At 28.2% G+C, this 21,302-nt stretch carries 25 protein-coding genes and 1 pseudogene; 8 read left to right on the forward strand and 18 right to left on the reverse strand.

Annotated features, from left to right (window positions below; all coding sequences use genetic code 11):
- Positions 1-170 precede the first annotated feature (170 nt).
- From J2Z39_RS05980 to J2Z39_RS08470, 6 genes and pseudogenes are all read right to left on the reverse strand, one after another.
- Entirely contained in the window at positions 171-347 is a 177-nt protein-coding gene (locus J2Z39_RS05980; RefSeq protein WP_181965144.1) for a hypothetical protein, read from the reverse strand.
- A gap of 68 nt (positions 348-415) precedes the next feature.
- A complete protein-coding gene (locus J2Z39_RS05985; protein ID WP_117521924.1) occupies positions 416-1,315 on the reverse strand; it encodes a helix-turn-helix domain-containing protein in 900 nt (299 codons plus the stop codon).
- A 575-nt stretch (positions 1,316-1,890) separates the two neighbouring features.
- Positions 1,891-2,562 carry an ABC transporter ATP-binding protein gene (locus J2Z39_RS05990; RefSeq protein ID WP_209814279.1) on the reverse strand — a complete coding sequence of 224 codons (672 nt, stop codon included), beginning with the start codon at positions 2,560-2,562 and terminating at the stop codon, positions 1,891-1,893.
- On the reverse strand, positions 2,531-3,886 hold the full coding sequence (locus J2Z39_RS05995) for a hypothetical protein (protein ID WP_209814281.1): 1,356 nt from the start codon (positions 3,884-3,886) through the stop codon (positions 2,531-2,533). The genes J2Z39_RS05990 and J2Z39_RS05995 overlap by 32 nt, the downstream gene beginning before the upstream one ends.
- A gap of 331 nt (positions 3,887-4,217) precedes the next feature.
- On the reverse strand, positions 4,218-4,346 hold the full coding sequence (locus J2Z39_RS08605) for a DUF1343 domain-containing protein (protein WP_147318535.1): 129 nt from the start codon (positions 4,344-4,346) through the stop codon (positions 4,218-4,220).
- A 125-nt stretch (positions 4,347-4,471) separates the two neighbouring features.
- Positions 4,472-4,919: pseudogene (locus J2Z39_RS08470) on the reverse strand (transposase); the annotation flags it as partial.
- Between the two features lie 601 nt (positions 4,920-5,520).
- On the opposite strand from J2Z39_RS08470, the gene J2Z39_RS06000 reads away from it, so the two are divergent.
- The 3 genes from J2Z39_RS06000 to J2Z39_RS06005 are packed head-to-tail and all read left to right on the forward strand — an operon-like array spanning position 5,521 to position 6,064.
- On the forward strand, positions 5,521-5,721 hold the full coding sequence (locus J2Z39_RS06000) for a hypothetical protein (RefSeq protein WP_209814283.1): 201 nt from the start codon (positions 5,521-5,523) through the stop codon (positions 5,719-5,721).
- 18 nt (positions 5,722-5,739) lie between these two features.
- Positions 5,740-5,874, forward strand: a complete 135-nt coding sequence (locus J2Z39_RS08610) for a hypothetical protein (RefSeq protein WP_281063103.1) — start codon at positions 5,740-5,742, stop codon at positions 5,872-5,874.
- A 13-nt stretch (positions 5,875-5,887) separates the two neighbouring features.
- Complete coding sequence (locus tag J2Z39_RS06005; RefSeq protein ID WP_209814284.1) at positions 5,888-6,064, forward strand: hypothetical protein; 177 nt, start codon at positions 5,888-5,890, stop codon at positions 6,062-6,064.
- Between the two features lie 172 nt (positions 6,065-6,236).
- On the opposite strand, the gene J2Z39_RS06010 is transcribed toward J2Z39_RS06005, so the two are convergent.
- From J2Z39_RS06010 to dnaA, 12 genes are all read right to left on the reverse strand, one after another.
- The gene (locus tag J2Z39_RS06010; protein ID WP_316153859.1) at positions 6,237-6,743 is read right to left on the reverse strand and encodes an MBL fold metallo-hydrolase; all 507 of its coding nucleotides are present in this window, start codon (positions 6,741-6,743) and stop codon (positions 6,237-6,239) included.
- Between the two features lie 12 nt (positions 6,744-6,755).
- Positions 6,756-6,926 (reverse strand): hypothetical protein, encoded by a 171-nt coding sequence (locus J2Z39_RS08475; protein WP_245325718.1) that lies wholly within the window; start codon positions 6,924-6,926, stop codon positions 6,756-6,758.
- A complete protein-coding gene (locus J2Z39_RS06015; protein ID WP_209814286.1) occupies positions 6,917-7,306 on the reverse strand; it encodes a cytidine deaminase family protein in 390 nt (129 codons plus the stop codon). The genes J2Z39_RS08475 and J2Z39_RS06015 overlap by 10 nt, the downstream gene beginning before the upstream one ends.
- Before the next feature lie 601 nt (positions 7,307-7,907).
- Positions 7,908-8,696, reverse strand: coding sequence for a SigB/SigF/SigG family RNA polymerase sigma factor (locus J2Z39_RS06020; RefSeq protein WP_117520594.1), 789 nt, complete (start codon positions 8,694-8,696; stop codon positions 7,908-7,910).
- 2 nt (positions 8,697-8,698) lie between these two features.
- Entirely contained in the window at positions 8,699-9,031 is a 333-nt protein-coding gene (locus J2Z39_RS06025) for an ATP-binding protein (RefSeq protein ID WP_117520592.1), read from the reverse strand.
- Between the two features lie 3 nt (positions 9,032-9,034).
- The gene (locus J2Z39_RS06030) at positions 9,035-9,337 is read right to left on the reverse strand and encodes an STAS domain-containing protein (RefSeq protein ID WP_117520590.1); all 303 of its coding nucleotides are present in this window, start codon (positions 9,335-9,337) and stop codon (positions 9,035-9,037) included.
- Positions 9,330-11,792, reverse strand: a complete 2,463-nt coding sequence (gyrA, locus tag J2Z39_RS06035; protein ID WP_209814288.1) for a DNA gyrase subunit A — start codon at positions 11,790-11,792, stop codon at positions 9,330-9,332. The genes J2Z39_RS06030 and gyrA overlap by 8 nt, the downstream gene beginning before the upstream one ends.
- An 8-nt stretch (positions 11,793-11,800) precedes the next feature.
- A complete protein-coding gene (gene gyrB, locus J2Z39_RS06040; RefSeq protein WP_117520586.1) occupies positions 11,801-13,702 on the reverse strand; it encodes a DNA topoisomerase (ATP-hydrolyzing) subunit B in 1,902 nt (633 codons plus the stop codon).
- Positions 13,703-13,747: 45 nt separating this feature from the next.
- A complete protein-coding gene (recF, locus tag J2Z39_RS06045) occupies positions 13,748-14,827 on the reverse strand; it encodes a DNA replication/repair protein RecF (RefSeq protein ID WP_117520584.1) in 1,080 nt (359 codons plus the stop codon).
- 5 nt (positions 14,828-14,832) lie between these two features.
- On the reverse strand, positions 14,833-15,039 hold the full coding sequence (locus J2Z39_RS06050) for an RNA-binding S4 domain-containing protein (protein WP_117520582.1): 207 nt from the start codon (positions 15,037-15,039) through the stop codon (positions 14,833-14,835).
- 11 nt (positions 15,040-15,050) lie between these two features.
- On the reverse strand, positions 15,051-16,163 hold the full coding sequence (dnaN, locus tag J2Z39_RS06055) for a DNA polymerase III subunit beta (protein WP_117520580.1): 1,113 nt from the start codon (positions 16,161-16,163) through the stop codon (positions 15,051-15,053).
- Positions 16,164-16,387: 224 nt separating this feature from the next.
- Complete coding sequence (dnaA, locus tag J2Z39_RS06060; protein ID WP_209814290.1) at positions 16,388-17,788, reverse strand: chromosomal replication initiator protein DnaA; 1,401 nt, start codon at positions 17,786-17,788, stop codon at positions 16,388-16,390.
- Positions 17,789-18,477: 689 nt separating this feature from the next.
- On the opposite strand from dnaA, the gene rpmH reads away from it, so the two are divergent.
- From rpmH to jag, 5 genes are all read left to right on the forward strand, one after another.
- The gene (gene rpmH, locus J2Z39_RS06065; protein WP_117520578.1) at positions 18,478-18,612 is read left to right on the forward strand and encodes a 50S ribosomal protein L34; all 135 of its coding nucleotides are present in this window, start codon (positions 18,478-18,480) and stop codon (positions 18,610-18,612) included.
- Positions 18,613-18,676: 64 nt separating this feature from the next.
- Positions 18,677-19,027 (forward strand): ribonuclease P protein component, encoded by a 351-nt coding sequence (gene rnpA / locus J2Z39_RS06070; protein ID WP_117520576.1) that lies wholly within the window; start codon positions 18,677-18,679, stop codon positions 19,025-19,027.
- Entirely contained in the window at positions 19,017-19,232 is a 216-nt protein-coding gene (gene yidD, locus J2Z39_RS06075; RefSeq protein ID WP_117520574.1) for a membrane protein insertion efficiency factor YidD, read from the forward strand. The genes rnpA and yidD overlap by 11 nt, the downstream gene beginning before the upstream one ends.
- A gap of 49 nt (positions 19,233-19,281) precedes the next feature.
- The gene (locus J2Z39_RS06080; RefSeq protein ID WP_209814292.1) at positions 19,282-20,040 is read left to right on the forward strand and encodes a YidC/Oxa1 family membrane protein insertase; all 759 of its coding nucleotides are present in this window, start codon (positions 19,282-19,284) and stop codon (positions 20,038-20,040) included.
- A complete protein-coding gene (jag, locus tag J2Z39_RS08485; RefSeq protein WP_245325719.1) occupies positions 20,006-21,283 on the forward strand; it encodes an RNA-binding cell elongation regulator Jag/EloR in 1,278 nt (425 codons plus the stop codon). Before J2Z39_RS06080 ends, jag begins: the two co-directional genes overlap by 35 nt.
- Positions 21,284-21,302 lie beyond the last annotated feature (19 nt).

Consider the following 21,302-nt stretch of genomic DNA (forward strand, 5'->3'; position numbering starts at 1 on the left):
TTATCTACAGAAGTTAAAATTTATTCAGATGATATATACATAGTGATAGAATTTTAATATCAAATTGTCTATGAATATAAGTGCATATCCTAGCAAATCACTACGATATATTGTTAAAAAGAAATAAAGACACAATGGTCTTTATAATGTAAAGTTTATAAAACTTAGTTTTAATAAATAGATATAGGCTCAACTTCTGAAGTAATCCTATAAATTGATATAGGTTCAGTCTCTGGATTTCTAGAATAAGTTATCATATTATCTTTAGCTTGTAATTTTGCACTTGAAAATATAGTAAGAGTAAAAATTAATAAGGTACATAATTTTTTTATATTTTTTCTTCTCATATCTATCATCCTTTCAACTATAATTATATATTACTAACAAAAAAAAGTAACCCCACAGTTTTGTGGGGTTACTTTTCTTCTAATATTGAGGATACATTTTTTCTTATAATAAGTTTCAATTCAGGCTTAGCTAACAAGTCACATAGGACTAAAGATTTTTCTATATCTTCACTAAAAGAAGTTTCATTTAGTTTAAATTTACTAATCCCAATTAAGTAGTAAACCAATATTATTCTCCTATAATTATTAGTTTTAGAACTTATATCTATAGCTTTTTGGCAAATATTTATTGATTCTTTATAATTTTTTTGTATGTAATTGTATTTAGATAAATTATATAATATATCTATATAATTTATATCTGTAACCTCTATGTTCTCAGCTAGATAATCTAAAATAAGTTTTGAATTAGCTTCAAAATTATTATAAAAGTAATATTCTGATAATTTTATTAATATTCTTTTCTCTATATCACTATATGAATTTTTAAATCCTTTTTCTAGAGATTTACCATTAATCTCTAAGGCTTTTAATAAACAGTTACGAAAAGTTAGATAATCTTTCTTTATATCCTTCTCATATATACCTTCATAATATAATATATATTGCATAAGTTTTTTTTCATATGATGAGGGAATAAAATCTTTTAATTTTTTAAGCTTATCAATATTGGTATGCAAATTATCTAAAGAAAGATTTTCTAAATCATTGTCTATGATCTTGATCTGTTTGTTAATCAAATTCCATGAAGAACCACTATCATCCATTAAAATAATCTCAAAATCTATACCCAAAACATCAAGAATTTCTAAAAAATTATCTACTCGTGGATTATTATGGTTGTTTTCGATTCTTCTAAGACTCTCTTCAGAAATTCCAACCATAAGAGATAAATCCTTTTGAGAAATATTTCTACTTTTCCTAATTCTTCTAATTTCACTACCTATAAAGCTATAGTCATAAGACATTTGCTCCTCCTTTACATGCTATATCTTATAGTATAGGATTTTAATCATAATTATCTTACCAACAATAAACGATTTTACAAATAATCTATAAAAGTTTTTAATTTCTTATAACGAATTGTTACATTTTTACAATAACGTAGTATTATGATAAATTTTTCAGCTATTATATACTATTAAAAAATTATTGTTTCATGTGAAACAATAGTTAATGTTATAATCATATACATAATAATAACGATTACTTTTTAATAAGGATTTTTTACCTCTGCAAATAATGTCCTATTATATATCTAAATAACAAGTGTTTTTACTTTCATCCCGCTAAACTCACTAAATTGAACAATAAAAATCACACCAAATTTATTCTTGGTGTGATTTTATATAGCAAAACTCATTCAAATTCTTTTTTTAATATTTTGAATAATTCTCTGCTAAAATAGTTACATATTCAATGTTATTATTTAGTACAAATTTTGTTCCATTGGATTTCATGCTCTAAAATATTAGAGCAAAAAATCTTAATTAAAGTCTTGTATATAAACAATTATATATTTTTTTGATTTCGAGATATTTTATTAAAATATTTCAAAATATGTCTTTTTAAGATTTTCATCTAATAATTTTATATTATTGTTTATAATAATATACATTCTATCACAGAGTTTTTCTAAATATTCATGTTGATGAGAGCTTATTAATATAGTTTTATCTTGTGACTTAAGATTTTTTATTATATTAACTACATCAACATTTGATTGAAAGTCAAGAGCGTTGAAAGGTTCATCTAAGAATATTAAATCTTGACCCTCCATTATAGCTTGACATATACCAAGCTTTTGTTTCATACCTTGGGAATAATTCTTAACTTTAGTTTTATCATCAGGATTTAATCCCACACTTATCATAGTTTCTATAACCTGATCATCCGTAATTAAGTTTTTTATATCTGCCAGCATTTTTAGATTTGTAAAACCATCATAAAATTCTATATATCCTGGCTGATTTACAAAGTAACCTATATCTTCTGGAAAGTCTAAGTTTTTACCTACTTTTTTGCCCTTAACAATTATCTTACCACTATCATAATCTTCAATACCTGCAAGCATCTTAAATAGTACACTTTTTCCTGTACCATTACTTCCTACTATGCCTACACATTCTCCTTTATTTATAGTAAATGATACATCTTCATAAAGGATTTTTGTGCCAAATTTTTTACTCATATTTTCTACTTGTATTGCCTTCATAATTATAACCTCTATTATATTTTAAAATTACTATAATTAAATATAGTAAAACTACTAATAATTTAACAAAAATCACTGAACTGATTTGTCCATCTTCTAATAAATTCACTATCCCATAATTTATTTTTAATACATCATAAGAAGCTAGGAAAAAAAGAATAAACTTACTTAGTAAGATTATAACTATAGCGAATACTTCTCCAATAAATGATGATAGGATATAAAATAATCCAAAACAAAAAAGAAGATTTATAGCAAATCCTACATTATATTTACTTAATATACCTAGATCGTAAATCATCCCATATGCTTCTTTAAGAAAAGTAGAACTCAAATCAGATGTCTTTCCTATGAAAAACGTTATATAATTTATCAAAATTACTATTAATATATAGATAACAATATAAAAAAAATGAATTTTTCTTACATTGTATTTAAAGTCCTCAATATTCTTAAATCTTATAAGCAACGGTTCGTTAAAATAATTCTTAAGCCTACTCTTAGATAAGCCAAGTATAAATATAGGAGTAGTATTTACTATAGTTAAACTTAAGAAAGATATAAAAGATTTCTCCTTAGTAGAACTACCAAACAAAGTAAGAAGACCTAGCTCTCTAATACCAAAGTCTATATTATCTACATTCTTTATATATGTAAGTATGTATAAGATTAAAACTACTAGAAGACTTATAGTTATATCTTTTCTATTTATTATTAATTCATTAAACGATCTATTAGTCTTTGCTATTGTTTTGGGCTTAACTACAGAAAAAAGTATGATTAAAATTCCAATAGCAATTACTAATATAAATTTAAACAAACCATTTACAATTAGCCCATGGTGTAGCAATATATAGTTGTTGAAAAATAAAACTGGAAGCTTCGTTTTTAAATCAGTTTTAAACCCTATATATGTAAGAATATATATGATAATAGCAGATACAATTGTATTTTTATATCCCTTATTTTGATTAATCTTGGTTAATAAGGCATATAATACAGTAAAACCAAATATAAAATATATAATAACAGCAAAATTAGCTAAAATTATATTATCAAATATATTTATATATCTATTATATAAATCGACTATTTCACTGTATCCTTCTAGCCTTATAGGACTTATAGATGTGGTATTTTTAAAATTTAAAGCGCCTATTAGCAAGAGTATAAGTATATGAGCTAAAAAATATAAGTTTAAAAAAGCTAAAAAATATCTTATCCTACTTAAGTTATAGGCAAATATATTTTTATACCTAAGCTGTTGAGTATAATTTATGTCCTTTATATCTTTTGAAATTATTACAATAAGCGAAATTATCATACAATACAAAACATAATAATGATCTGTCAAATTCAAAAGTATAAAATCCCACATGCTTATATCATATAGTATCGTTAAAAGAAGCTAGATAAGCAATTGCTTTTTTTTCAATAAATGTACAATATTTAATTTTGTCTTTAGACTTTGTATAAATTATTGTTTTGGGAACTACATCAATAAAATCGTTTAAGTTTTCTGTAAGTGAATTCACACTACAATGTGTTTTAGCGTAATAATTATAGAGAATTTTACAACAATACTTATACTCCAATTGACCATTTTTAGTTTTTAAAATATCCCCAAATATACTTTCTAGGGCAAATTTTAAATCTTATTTGCTAACTTCTACCGCATAACATTTTTTCTTTAAAGAAAAACCATTCTTAATTAATAAATCAATTAATTCATAATTATCAGAATTGACTCCAGTTTGAAGTGGACCATTATATTGATCAATCAATTTATCAAAATCCTAATTTTTTAATCGCTTGTATTTTGTACAGCACCTATAAGGCGCAAATATCAATACTAACTATTATGATTGCCGAGTATTTTAATCATATGCACCACTTTTCAAACTACTGCTTAATCAGTTTTTCCATTTGTTTTATTTACTGACTTTCCTGTAAAAGGGTAATAGTATTCCTTTATACTTATTCAGTCAATGTAATAATCTTATTTATAATTGATTTAGTATATATTTTTTTATTTTTTTCATTTCTTCCCACTATATATACATAATATCCCCTATACCAAAAATATCTATTTCCTTATTTATATTTCAGATTGGCGTGCATATTGAATATTATTAATGAATTTTTACTTTTAGATATACATAATATGTGATATTATCTATTTTTGTGTAATTTCTATAAAAATGTGGACATAGCTCAACTTCTATTATTTTTATTCTTTTTCTTAAACATAGTTCTCAAAGTATAATTACTATGTATTTTCTTAGTTATCTATATATTACTTGGCTTTTATATTTTGATACAAAAACTACATGATATTTACATCTCCAGCTTGTATGTTATAAAGTATTTTTATCCATGAATAACTCCATGTGATTATCACAACTATACTTTACAAAGGTTTTCTTGGTGCTTGAAGCTAAAGCTTAATCCCTCTACCTACATAGAAGGTGGATTTTTATTTCAATATTTTTTGTTCGATCAACTCACTTAAGTTAACAACAAAAATCATACCTCATCTAAAATCTTATATTCTATAGTAAACTAAATATAAATTATAATAATCCACATTTATGTGTATTGTAATTATATATAAAAAATATTATTATATTAAATAACAAATCATAGGAGATGAAGATATAAATTAAATAATATTATATTAGTTGGTTATTTATTAGGGGAATATTTTAAAGTAATTAAAACAGAGAAAAAGTAATGAAGAAAAATAATAAGTTTGTTATGTTAATTTTAGCAATGGTAATGACAATTAGTTCATTTTTACCAAATCTTTCATATGCATCTGATATGTCTTGAGGGAGTAAAGAATTAAGACAAGATACTCAAGTAATAGATGTTACCGATGAAAATGGTATTACTTGGGGTGTAGAGATCACTGAAAATATATATTATAGTAATATAAAAAATAATTCAAAATTCTTAATGAATTATTCTTCAGCTCCTAAAGTTGGTGACAAACGAAAATATACGGTTAAAATTTCTAATGAAGCGATGGGATTACCTTCTGGTGTTGCTAGTACTATAGGTCTAGCATCTGGAACTAAAGTCGTTAAGATTGCAGCAGATGCTATAGCAAAAAAATTAGGATCTAAATTTTTACCTGGACTTAATATTATATCTTGAATGTTAGGAACAGGAGCTTTGATTAATGGATTAACTGGAAAATCTGGTATAACTTTAGCTATTGATTTAGAGTATAAGAAAGTATATTCCTATTATACAGGTAATTATGAAGAAGGATGGTATCCAGTTAATTTATCGGTTGGCCGATATTAAGGGAGATTTAAAAATGGATAGAAGTAATAACACATACTTAACTGTATTACAGTTAGTAGCTGTAATTTTGGCAGCAATTTTATTTTTTAAAAATATAAGTAACTCAGTTTATGATGGTATGACTATAATATCAGGAGTTATAATGTTTACAGGTATTATTAATATAGTTAAGAATATTATAAAAAAATAAAAATGCTATATATTACTTGTAAAAAGATTTTTAACGAGTAGATTTTACGTAATGAACTTATCTTCAAAAGTTAGATCTAAAATCAAACTTAAGGAAGTCAGTTTTTATTCTGACTTTTGGGGTTAGTACAGCTATGGTTTTATTTTAGTTTTGCTAGGCTTTTTAAAGCAACTTATAAGATAGATCTTAAATAATTAAGTAAATCATTTTTTTCTAAGGGGGACGTATGTCCTAAAATGCAAGTGTTACAATCTATTCTCTCTATAGTTTTTATTAATGAATTTAATTTATCTATATCCATATAATTGTTATTAAAGAAATCTTCACTTGTAGAATCTCCTAAAAATAAGATTTTTTCTTCAGGGATATAAATTAAAACTGTATCTTCAGAATGAGGCGCTTTGGTATGGAAAATTTTTGCTTTAATACCTCCAAGATTAATTACAAGTTTCTTATCGAATTCAATATCTGATAAAGTGACAATAATATCCTCATTATTTGCATATTCTCTAGCAAGATAAATATTTTCTTTTTTTATATTATCTAAATAAGAAGAATCTCTAAGTTTATTCTTTTCTTCTTTTAAAAATTCATTGGTTTTTTTATGAGCAATGGATAATCCATTTATATTGTGCATACCAAAAGTATGATCCCAATGCCAATGGGTAATAATTGTCACTTCTGGTTTTTTTTAATTTTCTGCTTCTAAAGATTTGTAGAATTTATTAACATGGTCAGCAGAATTTCCTGCGTCTATGGCAAGAGAAAACTTCTCACCTTTTACATAAGCTAATAGGGGCCTGTCAGTCTGAGTTTCATGAGGTAGATAAAATATTCTATCACTAAATTTCACTAATTCCATTTGTAATCCCAACTTTCTGGTAATAAGTCTTTAAGTAGTACCTCTTCTAGTTCTGGAAGCACTATTATAGTTTCTATATTTTTATTATCTATTTGCGAAATAAATTCTCTGCATCTTCCACATGGAGGTAAAATGCTTCCATCTTCATACACGACAATTATTTTATTAATTACAGTCTCATTATTTTTTATCATTTCAGCAATAGCTGATTGTTCTGCACAAAGACCAATTGAACATGGTAAATCAATGCAAATACCTGTAAATATATTTCCTTCTTTACTTTCTAGGGCACATGCAACATGACCTGCAGTTCCAAACTGCTTTAAATCAATATGATTTATATGATTATATGCAATTTTATACAATTCTTTATTAGTCATTATTTTTCCTTTTTTAATTATAATTATTAATATATAAATATATTGATCTTTACTTCAATCATTAAATATCTAGTTTTACTATACAATTATAAAAATAATTATGTAAAATTAGATCAAAATTTATAAATGGTTATTAATTTTTAAAAAATTAGACCTCAATTGAAGTCTAATTTTTTTATTTATTCTATTAGTTAAAACATACCCAATTTATCTTGGTATGCATCTACCATGATGTTTTTAACTTGGGTATATTCATCTAGAGCAAGTTTATCTGTTTCACGATCGATTCCTGATTCTTTGTAGCCACCGAATGATGATCCTGCTAGAAATTAGTTGTAGGTATTTAACTATACTATTCCAACCCTCATTTCATAATCCTATAGATACCATTTGAATTGAAACAATTGAATAATAATATAACAAGATATAAAAAATTTATATAATTAAAAAATCTATTAAAAATAGATAAATCGTTCTAAAATTATTAAAATACCCTATTAGAAAGTTTAGTCTATATGAGAATCGAAATACTAGATCTCAAGCTTTCTAATAGGGTGTCCAATGATATAACAATAGATAACTATTGATTTGTAATAGTTCCTTAAACTTCCTCCATTTTTTCTAGTTCTAGTGTGAACTTTTGGAGTATCTTCTTTTCTATTCTACTTACTGTCATTTGAGATATATCTAAGGTACTAGCTATATCTATTTGTGTACGTCCCTCGTAATACCTTAGTTCAAGTATTTCTTTTTCTAGATCATTTAGTCTCGCTGTTGATTTTTCTATAAGATCTGATAGTTCTACTGAATCGAAGTTCCTATCTTCTTCTCCTATCATCTCTGCAAGGTCTATGGAATTTTCTCCTTTTTGAACTTGATATTTCATATCTAAGCTTTGTGGAGAATATACTTTGCTTGCTTCCATAGTTTCTAGAATAGTTTCTTCATCTTCCCCAAGATAGTCTGCTATATCTTTTACTGTTGGAGTTCTTTGAAGCTCCTGGGGTAGAGTTTTTTTGGCAGAGTTTATCTTTTTATATAAGTTTTGAATCCTTCTTGGTACTCTTATTACCCAACCCTTATCTCTAAAATATCTTTTGAGTTCTCCCATTATAGTTGGAGTAGCAAATGAAGAGAATTCGTAACCTTTGGTCGGATCATATCTGTCGATAGCATAGATTAAGCCAAGGCTTGCTACTTGATAAAGATCATCTTTTTCTATGCCCTTTCCAACGTATTTATTTGATAAAATATCAACTATATACATATGCTCTTCTATAAGCTCATCACGAAGATCCTTATCACGGGTTTGATAAAACTCTTCAAACTTTCTTTTGATCTCTTCTTTATGCTCTTGTTCAGTTTTATCTTTGTCTTTCTTATCTGTCATAACTATGCCTTTTGTGTGATTTCGATAGCATCCTCACTTATATTAACTTCATCTGCTAACTCTTTAAGGATTAGATCACGCATTTTTAGTGCTCGTTCATCTAGGGATTTATCTTTACCTATAACTTTTATAGATAGACTTTCATCTTCTGGTAAAAATTCAACTGTTATAGCCTCATCACTGAGCTTATAATTTATAGCTTCGCTTACTACTACTCTTAAATCCTCTACCTTTTCTATATTAAATCCTAAATCACTAGCTAATGAAGCTGTAAATAGTCTGATTGACTTTATATATATTTTATTCGGTGGAATTTTAATACTTATATTTTCCATTCTTTACTCCATATCAAAAAGAGCAGTAAGATCTGTTATTTTGAATAATTTTTTGATGTTTTCTTTAGCATTTATGATTTTTATACTCTTACCATTTGCATCTAACATTTTGTATATATTCATAAACATACCAAGACCTGTGGAATCCAAATATTCTAGGTCGGAAAGATCTAATACTATATCTTTATTTACATCTATTTGCTCATCAATGAATGACTTAAAGTCATCTTCAGAGTATACATCTAAATCGCCTATTAATTTAATAGTTTGAGTATTACCATTTGTTTCTAATTTTTTATCAAACATTTTCTTCCTCTGCTTCTACTTCAATAGTACCATCATACTTTGCAACAGAAACTATCTTATCTGTTTCATCCTTAAGATTTTTAAGTGTCACACCCATGGTATTTCTACCTGTTGTTGATATATCTTTTGCTTTAATCCTAATCATATCACCATTTAGGGATACCATCAAGACATCATCATCTAGATCTACCGGAAGGGTATCTACTACACAGCCTGTTTTTTCTGTGACCTTATGACATCTGATTCCTTTACCACCTCTGTTTTGGTTGTTGAAATTGTTAAAGGAAGTCTTTTTACCAAAGCCATTTTCTGTCACTACTAGTAAGTAAGTTTCATCTCCTCTGATATTCATTGCTACTACTTCATCGTTATCGCTAAGTTTTATAGCACGAACACCACGAGCTTGACGACCCATACTTCTTACATCCTCCGTATTAAATTGGATAGTCATACCATCTTTAGTTGATATTATTAGTTCTTCTTCTTTTTCAATATGACGTGCTGAAATTAGTTTGTCATCTTCTTCTAGACCTATAGCTATTATTCCATTTCTTTGTATAGATGTGAAATTAATTGCATCAGTTTTCTTTATTTTACCATTTTTTGTTTGTAAAACTATCTGATCATCTTCATTTAGTTCTGATAGACTCATAATTTCTGTTATCTTTTCTCCAGTATTTAGGCTTAGAATGTTTATAATAGCTTGACCACGGCTTGTGCGACTCCCTTCTGGGATTTGATATCCCTTTAAGGAATAAACTCTACCAAATGACGTAAAGAATAGTAAATCTTCATGAGTATTTGTTGTCATTATGCGTTTAATAAAGTCATCTTCTTTAGTATTTGCCGCAGATATACCTTTACCACCTCTATTTTGTACTTTGTAGGTATCTACTGGAAGTCTTTTAATATATCCATCATTTGTAAGAGTAATTAGTATATCTTCTTTTTCGATTAGTTCTTCTATATCAATCTCACCCTCGTCAGCTACTATTTTAGTACGACGTTTATCTCCGTATTTTTCTTTGATTTCATTAAGCTCATCTTCTATAAGTTCGATTAATTTCTCCTCAGAATCTAGAATAGATCTTAAATAAGAAATTGTTTCTTCAAGCTCTTTATTTTCAGCATTAAGCTTTTCAATTTCGAGTCCTGATAGACGTTTTAATCTCATATCTAAGATAGCTTGAGATTGGAGATCTGTAAGTCCAAATCTCTCTAAGAAAATCCCTTTAATTTGCTCATCATCATAAGAAGATCTGATAATTTTGATAATTTCATCTATATTATCTATAGCAATTATCAATCCTTCCACTATATGCTTGCGGGCATTTGCACGTGCCAAGTCAAATTCTGTTCTTCTAGTTACTACATCTTTTTGATGATCAATATAATATTTTATTAGTTCCTTAAGATTTAATATCTTTGGAACACCATCTACTAAAGCTAGATTTATTATTCCAAATGTTGTTTCTAATTGAGTATATTTGTATAAGTTATTTAAAACTATATTAGCATTTGCATCACGTTTAATTTCAATAACTATACGCATACCTTTTCTATCTGATTCATCACGTATATCAGATATGCCGTCTATTCTCTTATCTTTTACAAGATCTGCAATTTTTTCTATAAGTCTTGCCTTATTAACTTGATAAGGAATCTCTGAAACTATTATGCGTTCACGATTTTTCTTAAATGGCTCAATCTCTGCAATACCACGTAGCTTAACCTTGCCACGTCCAGTTTCATAGGCTTCTTTAATACCTGATTTTCCTAAAATCTTTGCACCTGTTGGAAAATCTGGACCTTTTATGATTTTATTTAATTCTTGGATGTTAATCTCAGGATTTTTCATATAGGCAATTGATGCATCTATGGCTTCATTTAGATTATGCGGTGCCATATTTGTTGCCATACCTACAGCTATACCATTAGAACCATTTACAAGTAAATTTGGAAATCTGGACGGTAGAACTATTGGTTCTTTTTCTTCTTCATCGAAGTTTGGCATAAAATCTACTGTATCTTTGTTGATATCGCGTAGCATTTCTTTGGCAATTTTACTCATCTTAACTTCTGTATAACGCATAGCGGCTGGGTCATCCCCGTCTATAGAACCAAAGTTACCTTGACCTTGGGCTAAAGGATATCTAGTTGAGAAATCTTGAGCAAGTCTTACAAGAGCATCATATATGGCAGAGTCACCATGAGGATGATATTTACCCATTACTTCTCCGACTACTCTTGCTGATTTACGGGTTGGCTTGCTTGGATCTAGTCCTAGGCCATCCATTCCATAAAGAATCCTTCTATGTACGGGTTTTAACCCATCCCTAACATCGGGTAAAGCACGAGATACTATTACGGACATGGAATAGTCTAGATAAGCATCTTTCATTTTATCTTCTAGATCTACATTTATAATATTATTATCATTATTAATTTCTATCATCTTGCCTCCTATACGTCAATATTGCTTGCGTATTTGGCGTTTTCTTCTATGAATTCACGTCTTGGTTCTACTTTTTCTCCCATAAGTAGACTAAAGATATTATCTGTAGTAGTTGATTCAGAATCTGCTAATACTCTTAGAAGTACTCTATTATCTGGATTCATAGTAGTTTCCCAAAGTTGCTCAGCGTTCATTTCACCAAGTCCCTTATAACGGTTTATTTTATAATTAGCACCATCAAGATCTTTTAGGACTCTATCACGTTCTTGATCTGAGTATACATAGCGTTCGGTTTTGCCATGACTAATTTTATATAAGGGCGGTTGAGCTACGTAAATATGTCCATCGTCTACTAATTCTCTCATGTATCTATAAAAGAATGTAAGCAATAGTGTTCTAATATGAGCACCATCGACATCGGCATCTGTCATGATTATAATTTTTCCATAACGAAGTTTTGATATATCAAAATCTTTACCTATACCTGTACCAAATGCTGTAATCATAGCCTTAATTTCTTCCGAATTTAAGATACGATCAAGTTTTGCTTTTTCTACATTAAGGATTTTTCCTCTTAGAGGAAGGATAGCTTGAATTTTATTATCACGTCCCCCTTTTGCAGAACCGCCAGCTGAGTTACCTTCGACTATAAATATTTCATTTTCATTTATATCTGTTGATTGACAATCGGCAAGTTTTCCTGGAAGTGTTGCAGAATCTAGAATTGATCTTTTACGAGTTAAATCACGAGCCTTGCGAGCTGCTTCACGAGCTCTTCTAGATGATAAGGCTTTATCTAAGATTACTGCTGCTACTTTTGGATTTTCTTCTAAGAATGCTTCAAGTTTTGATGAAAAAAATGAATCTACTGCTCCACGCACTTCTGAATTACCAAGTTTTGCCTTAGTTTGTCCTTCAAATTGTGGCTCAGATATCTTTACAGATACTATAGCAGTCATCCCTTCACGAACATCTTCACCTTGTAGATTATCTTCATTTTCTTTTATAAAATTATATTTTCTAGCATAATCATTTACTCCACGAGTTAAGGCTGATCTAAATCCTGATAGGTGAGTCCCTCCTTCTGGAGTTAATATATTATTTGCAAAAGTTAAGATATTTTCGCTATAAGAATCTGTATATTGGAAAGCTATTTCTATTTCTGTATCCTCTTGACTACCTACAAAATGTGGGATAGTAGTCATTATTGAATCTTTGTTACGGTTTAAGTATTCTACAAATTCCCTAACTCCACCATCATATTTAAAGGTATCTATAGATTCATCTCTTTTATCTTCTAATATAATTTGAACACCAGAATTTAAAAATGCCATTTCACGGAATCTGCGTTCCAAAGTTTTTTTATCAAATACAGTTGTTTCAAATATTTCAGAATCTGGTTTAAAAGTTATTGTTGTACCAGTCTCATTAGTTTCGCCTAGAATTTCAAGATCACTTGTAGCTACACCACGCTCAAAAGTCATCCTATGAAGGTGACCATCTCTTTTTACTTCAGCTATAAGATACTCCGATAAAGCGTTTACTACAGAAACACCTACACCGTGAAGCCCTCCTGAAAATTGGTAGGCAGATGAATCAAATTTACCCCCTGCATGTAAGACTGTAAGAACTGTTTCTAAGGTAGATTTGTGAGTTTGTGGGTGTTCTTTAACAGGAATACCTGATCCATCATCTTCTACTGTTATTATGTTATCTTCTGATACAGTTACTTTTATGTAATCACAACGACCAGCTAATGCCTCATCTACAGAGTTATCTACAACCTCATATACTAGATGATGTAAGCCCTTTTCGCTAGTTGAGCCTATATACATACCAGGTCTAAGTCTAACAGGTTCAAGCCCTTCTAAGACCCTGATATTACCGGCATCATAATTGTTTTCTGTCATAATTTTCCTTTCTAAAATCAAGATTAGCTATTAATTTAATCTTTATTAATTATCAAAAATTATTCCATTTTTTATATATCTAATGCTTGATTTATCTACCATATCCAAACTCTTGGTATTGGTAGCTGTAATAATTGTCTGATAGCCTCCTAAGTTTTCTAAAAGAAACCTCGATCTTTTTTCATCTAATTCTGAAAAAACATCATCAAATAAAATGACAGATGTTTCACCTGTCACTTCTTTTATCAATTTAACTTGGGCTAATTTTATATTTAATATTGCTGACCTCTGTTGGCCTTGAGATCCAAAGTTTTTTATTAGCTTATCATTTATTAATATATCAACATCATCCTTATGGATTCCTTTTTGAGTTGTCATATATCTTAAATCATCGCTTCTTTTTTTAAAAAAATTTTGATAATAGTCTTCTATACTTGCTGCATTTATATCTGGATTATAAGTAAGCTTAAGATTTTCTTTTCCTTCTGATAAATTAAGATGATAGTCCCTTGCAAAATCATTTAAAAGATTTATAAATTTTTTGCGTCTTTTATAAATTTTATAGCCGTATTTTACTATAGATTTATCAAAAGCATCCAATTGTTCTTTAAAGTAAGGACTATTTTGATTTTTTAAAAGCTTATTGCGTTCAAAAACAAGCTTATCGTATTCTTTTTTTGTTTTCTTATAGGAAAAATCTATGCTTACTATTATATCATCTATAAGATCACGTCTTAAATTAGGACCTTCCTTTATAATTAACAAGTCTTCAGGGGTAAATAATACCACAGAAAATAAAGCCTTTAAATCCTTGTTTCTCTCATATTTTACTCCATTTACAGAAATTTTCTTACCATAAGCATCTACTTCTATTACTACATCCTTAAAATACATGCCTTTTCTAATAAGACCAGATAATTTCATAGATGACTTATTAAAGCTTATTATGTCCTTATCTCTATTTTTCTTAAAGCTTGTCGCATTGGCCAAATAATAAAGTGATTCTAGCAGATTAGTCTTACCTTGGGCATTATCTCCAATAAAGATGTTAATCCCATCACTAAAGCTAAGCTCACTATTGGAATAATTTCTAAAAGATTTTAAATTTATCTTATCTATCCACATTATAATTATATAATAGTTATACTTATATCATCAAAAATTACTGTATCACCCTTATAAAGTTTTTTACCTGGAATAAAACACTCTTCTCCATTAAGAATGACTCCCTCATCTTTTATAATAGCCTTAGCAAGACCTCCTGAAGGAATTATTTGAGTGACTTTAAGTAAATCTTTTAAGGTGATCATTTCAGTTTCAAATTCTAAATTTTCCATAAATCTCTCTCTTAATTTGCAAGTCTTACCGGAAGTACTAGATAAGTAAAATCTTCATCTTCGTATTTACTATCTACTGGATATATTAGACAAGGATTTAATGAAGATTTAAAACTTAATTTTATTTTTTCACTATCAAATGCACGAACACCTTCTTGCATATATCTTGCATTAAATGCTATATCCAAATCTTCTCCTTCTTGTTCTGTTTCTACTACTTCTTTTACATCTCCTACTTCTGAATTAGATTTTATAACCATATGATCTTCTGATATTTCTATTCTTATAAGATTTGCCCTACCTGGATCTGATAATACTTGAGCACGATCAAGAGCACGAACGAGAGCATCTCTATTAAGTATTACTGTAGTATCAGATATATCATTTATTATATTTCTATAATCTATGAAATTTTTATCTATTACTCTGCAATACATAGTAGTAGCATCACTTTTAAATACTATGTCATTTTCATTTTTATAAATATAAGAAGTATTGTCATCAGAAATAATTCTAGACCATTCTATAAGAGATCTTTTTGGAATTATAAATTCACTATTTTCATAATCACTAATATAGTCTATGCTGTTTTGCTTAAGAGCTACTCTATATCCATCAAGAGCTACCATATTAAGCTTGTTTTCTTTTAGTTCAAATAAAATACCTGTAAGAGCAAGCTTTGTTTCATCCATACTTGTAGCAAACTCTGTTTGTAAGATAGATCTTTTAAGCTTATCATTTCCTATCTCTAATGGTTTTGTTTCTGGTAAATCTAAGTCTTGTTTCTCAAAGTATTCAAAAGCTATAAGATTAAAGTTAGAATTTTGACTCCTTATATTTATTTTGCCTTCTTTTGTTTCAATTTTTACTGTATCGTTTGGTAATTTTCTTATTATATTAGTAAATAGACTTGCTTTTACTGCCATTTCACCTTCTTCTTTAATTATAGCTGATATAGATGTCTTTATTGTAATTTCTCCATCAAAAGCAGTCAGTGAAAGTCTATCTTCTTTAGCTTCAAAGTATATTAATTCATGTATTTGTATATTGGTATTTTTACTTACTGCTTTATTAGCTATGTTAATAGCATTCATTAATTCATTTTGTTTTACTTCAAATTTCATGTTATCTCCTCATATAACTATATATATTTAGTAGTATTAGTAGTAGGTGTTATTAATATGTGGATAAGTGATCAAAGTAGCTTTATTAAGCCAATATTTTTACAAAATTAATTCTTAATAAGTCTAGGATAAGTTATATAGTTTTCCACATATTAAATTCATCATTAAGATACAATATTAAATGCTATTTTATCCACATGTTAATCCCCTAAGTTATGCACATTTTACTCCATAATCGACTTTTTAATATTTTCTATTTCGTCATTGAAATTTTCATCAATTAGCATCTCATCTTTAACTTTATCTATACCATGCATAACTGTTGTATGGTCTCTGCTAAAGGCATTTGATATAGTTACTAGACTATCATCTAGTATGTCTCGAGCAAGATACATAGCTATATGCCTTGGTTTTACTATTTCTTTTTTACGAGATTTACCTTTTAAATCTGATAATTTCACAGAATACTTATCAGCTACTATTTGTTGAATATCATCTATACTTACATGTTTTTGCTTATTTAGTGATCTAGTATTTACTCCTTTTTTGGCATCATCCATGCTTATAGTATTTCTATTATCTCCTTTAGCATAGGCTATGGCAGTAGATAAGGCTCCTTCTAGATCTCTTATATTTGTATCTATATTTTCTGCTATGTAAGTTAATATTTCACTATCAATATAAGCTCCTAGTTCATCTGATTTTTTTTGAAGTATTGCTACTCTTGTTTCAAAATCTGGCTTACCTATATCTACTGTGATACCCCAGGAAAATCTTGAAAGTAATCTATCTTCTAAATCCTTGATTTCTAGGGGTGGTCTATCTGATGATAGGACAATTTGCTTATCTGCGTAGTATAAGTCGTTGAAAGTATGAAATAACTCTGTTTGTGTCCCTTCTTTGTTTGATAAAAATTGTATGTCATCTATTAATAAAATATCAGCTGACCTATATTTATCTCGAAATTCTTGATTTAGATTTTGATTTTTATTCTTGCTAGTTGGCTGAATGCTTGCAATTAGTTCATTTGTAAATCTTTCACTTGATATATACATGACATATAAATCATCACGTTCTTCAAGAATTTTATGGGCTATTGCTTGCATTAAGTGGGTTTTACCAAGTCCAGATTCTCCATATATAAATAGAGGATTATATACCTTGGTAGGGTCATTATTTATAATATTTTGAGTTACAGCACTTGCTATGGCATGAGCATATTGATTTGATTTACCTTGTACAAAATTTTCAAATGTATAATTGCGATCTAGTAAAGGTTTTGGAAACTTAGACACCTGCTTTAGTCTCATTTGTCCATCTTCTTCATAATTATTGCCTAGAGTTAATATTTTACTGTAAGAATCTGAATCTTTAGCTATAATTACTACCTTTATATTATAGTCATAGTCTCTTGTAATCTTATCTAGATTTTCTTGTAATGCTGGAGTCCATATTTTTTCATAGACAAACATCATCTCAGACTTAGGAATCTCTAAATAAAGGGTATTTTCATAGAGATTTAAAGGCTTTAATATATCTATCCAAGTATAATATTGTTGGCTATCAGCAATATTCATTTTCATTTCATTTTTTAATTCATCTGTAATGTATTCTAAACTAATCATTACTACACCTTTCTTCACAAAATCTATCCACAGGCTATAATAGGCTTTTCGATAGGATTTAGTTAAGATTTTCAAACTTATCCACTATTGTGGATTAAATTGTGGATAAGTTTCTGTTTATAAGTTTTTTATTTAAAAATAAGGATTTTAATAATATGAATTTTACATAAATTTTAAAATTAAAAACTTTTCCACAAAAGTTAATCTTTTAAAAAGGAAATTTGAGATTATCCATATATTTTTACACATCAAATTATACTCTAAAATAGAGCTTTTGACAACTTATCCACAAGAAGTAGATAAATTTTGGGAAAACTTAATTATCATATTTATATTATCTTAATAATATTTGTGTAATTGTGGATAAGTATGTGTATTTATTAAAACTTTTTATATTTATCAAGAGAATTCAAACTTTTAGATTTTTTTAAACATATATTCTTATATTTATCCATATAATTTTTTGGTTAATATCCTGTGGAGAAATAATTTATGTAAAAAGTTATACACATTGCATTATTATTAGCTTATCAGTAATTATTTGTATATTTATGAGTTAATGGATAGAAATATTATTCATTTATTGTTATGATGGGTTATAAGAGCTTAAAATCAACAAAAAACCTTGACATATTAACTATTTCTACATATAATAGTATGAGTCTAAAATTTTATGAGGAGGTGTAACTATGAAAAGAACCTATCAACCAAATAGAAGAAAAAGAGCTAAAGATCATGGTTTTAGAAAAAGAATGTCTACTCCAGGTGGCAGAAGAGTTCTAAAAGCAAGACGTAAAAAGAATAGAAAAAGATTATCTGCTTAATTATAGTAGGCTAGTTTATTAGCCTATAGTTAAGCAATCGCTTTATTAGAAATTTAGGACACAAATGGAAAAGCGACTTAGTTTAAGAAAAGATACAGATTTTAAGCGTGTATATAAGAAAAGTGATGCTTTTTTTAATAGAGATTTTACTATATTAATAAAAAATAATGGTCTTGATCATCCCAGATTTGGATTTTCTATCAGTAAGAAGATTGGCAAGGCTAACCAGCGCAATCTACTAAAAAGAAGGCTCCGTGATATAGTAAGAAAAAATTATAATAATCTTAATGGAGTAGATATAATTATCATTCCTAAAAAGCATGTAACTGACTTTGATTATAAGTCTCTTAAAAAAACCTTGGGTCATGTATTAAACAAGGCATTTAAAAAGAATAAGATTTTTTATGTTAAATAAAATTTTTATTAGAATAATTAATTTTTATAAAACTTACATTTCTCCACAGTTAGGCAGAGGAAAATGCAAATACTACCCTACTTGCTCGCAATACGCTATCGAGTGTTTTACAAAATATGGGTTTTTTAAAGCTTTTTTTATGTCTTTGTGGAGAATTTTAAGATGTAATCCTTTTTCTAAAGGTGGTTATGATCCTGTTAGATAGACTATTAGACCTGCATAGGGGTTTTCCCGAATAAATTTATGGAGTATTTATGTTAAATTTTATAGCTACTTTACTTGGTAAGCTAATGAGGTGGATATACGATTCACTTGCAGCAAATCAAGTAGAACCTAGCAATATAAGCTTTTACGCTATTGCAATTATACTTATGACTCTGCTTGTAACTTTGCTTACAGTACCAGTTACTATTTCTCAACAAAAACAAGCAGAAAGTACACAAAAGATAAAACCAAAGATGGATAAAATTCAAAAGAAATATTCTTATGATCCTCAAATCATGCAAAAGAAAATGCAAGAATTATATAAGGAAGAGGGAGTCAATCCTGGTTTCTCATCCTGTTTAATGATGATTTTGCAACTTTTAATTCTTTTTGCTTTATTTAGGGTTATGCGTGATACTAAAACTTTCGTATTTCCAGAAGGTATAGAAGGTATTAGAAAAGATTTTTATTGGGTAAGTGACTTAACTAAACAAGACCCATATTGGTTTGGTCTTCCACTTTTAACGAGTTTATCCCAATTTGGTGTTCAATTATTTTCAATGAAGACCAATCCACAAATGTCAGAAGGTCCTATGGCTGGTATGAGCAAGACATTTTTAATGATGCCTCTACTCTATTTTTTCATGTTTAGAAGCCTTCCTGCAGGTCTTCCACTTTATTATACAATGAGTTCTATTATAAGACTTATAATAATGGTTATATTGCATTTTACAGTTAAAAAACCTAAACAAGTTCAAACATTCGAGGTAAAAGATGAGAAAGTCAATAATAAAACAAGCAAAAACTAAAGATGAAGCTATTAGACGTGCTCTAGCAGAAATTGCTAAAGAAAGGTCAGAAGTAGATATAGAAGTTATAAACGAAGGCTCTAGCGGATTTTTAGGGATTGGAAGTAAGGATGCCGTTGTTCGTATATCTTATGATGAAGATATAAATGAAGCTCTCTTAGATATTGAAGATGAGATTAAAAGAGATACAGTAGGAGGCTCTGACTTCGATCGTGAATATAATATAAAAGATCGTAGCAATTATTATAAGGACGAAGCTTCTGCAAATTATAAAGATGAAGGTCCTATAGCAGAGGATGATTCTAAAAAGGAAGATTATGCTCGTGATGGAGCTGAGTTTGAACAAAGTATTCATAATATCAAAGATGAAGAAGAAAATCTTGGAAATTATGAGAGACTTCAAAAGATCAATTCTTATGAAGAAAATTCCAAGACTTATAAAAAAGATACAGAAGATTTATCGAAAATCCTTGATCAAAGAATCGATTCTTTAGAAAAAAGAGATATAAATAGACAATCAATAGAACCAGAAGAACTTAAAAGAGAAAATAATGAAAAAGATAATTCAGTTTTATTTACTAAGTTTGAGGATGATTCTAATATCAAGTCTGATAAAAAAACAGAAAGTTCTAATCTTACAGAAAAATTAACCTTTGAATCATCCGATTCAGAGGTTAACACTGATAAGAATTTAGATGAAATTAATGAAAAGCTTTCTGATGACTTTAAAGCTAATAATAGTCATGATATAGTATATGATAAGCAACAAACAGATATAGATAAGTACTATAAAGCTAAGGAATTTTTGGAAGAAATTCTAAGACAAATGCACTTTGAAAATGCTAGTGTATATGGAAATCTAGAAGGATCTATAATTAAACTAGATGCTAAAGTAGAAGAAAAGGATACAGGTATTGCTATAGGAAAGGGTGGGGCAACTCTTGATGCTATAGAGCTTATTATAAGAAAATCAATTGACTCAAGAGCTAATAATTTAAGAGTAAATGTAGATATAAATAATTATAAAAAACGTCGCGATGAAAAGATTAAAGAACTTGCTAGAGATACTGCAAAAAAAGTAGCTAAAAGTAAGAAAGCATGGAATCTTAAATACATGAACTCATATGAAAGACGATTAGCCCATGAAGAGATAAGTAAGCATCCAAATGTAGATAGCCATTCAGAAGGTCAAGAACCTAAAAGATATGTAGTTGTAGACTATGTTGGAGAAGATGAAAAATAGAAATTTAGTATTTTATATA

Origin of the sequence: Anaerococcus nagyae, from assembly GCF_017874535.1 — a bacterium.
GTDB lineage: Bacteria > Bacillota > Clostridia > Tissierellales > Peptoniphilaceae > Anaerococcus > Anaerococcus nagyae.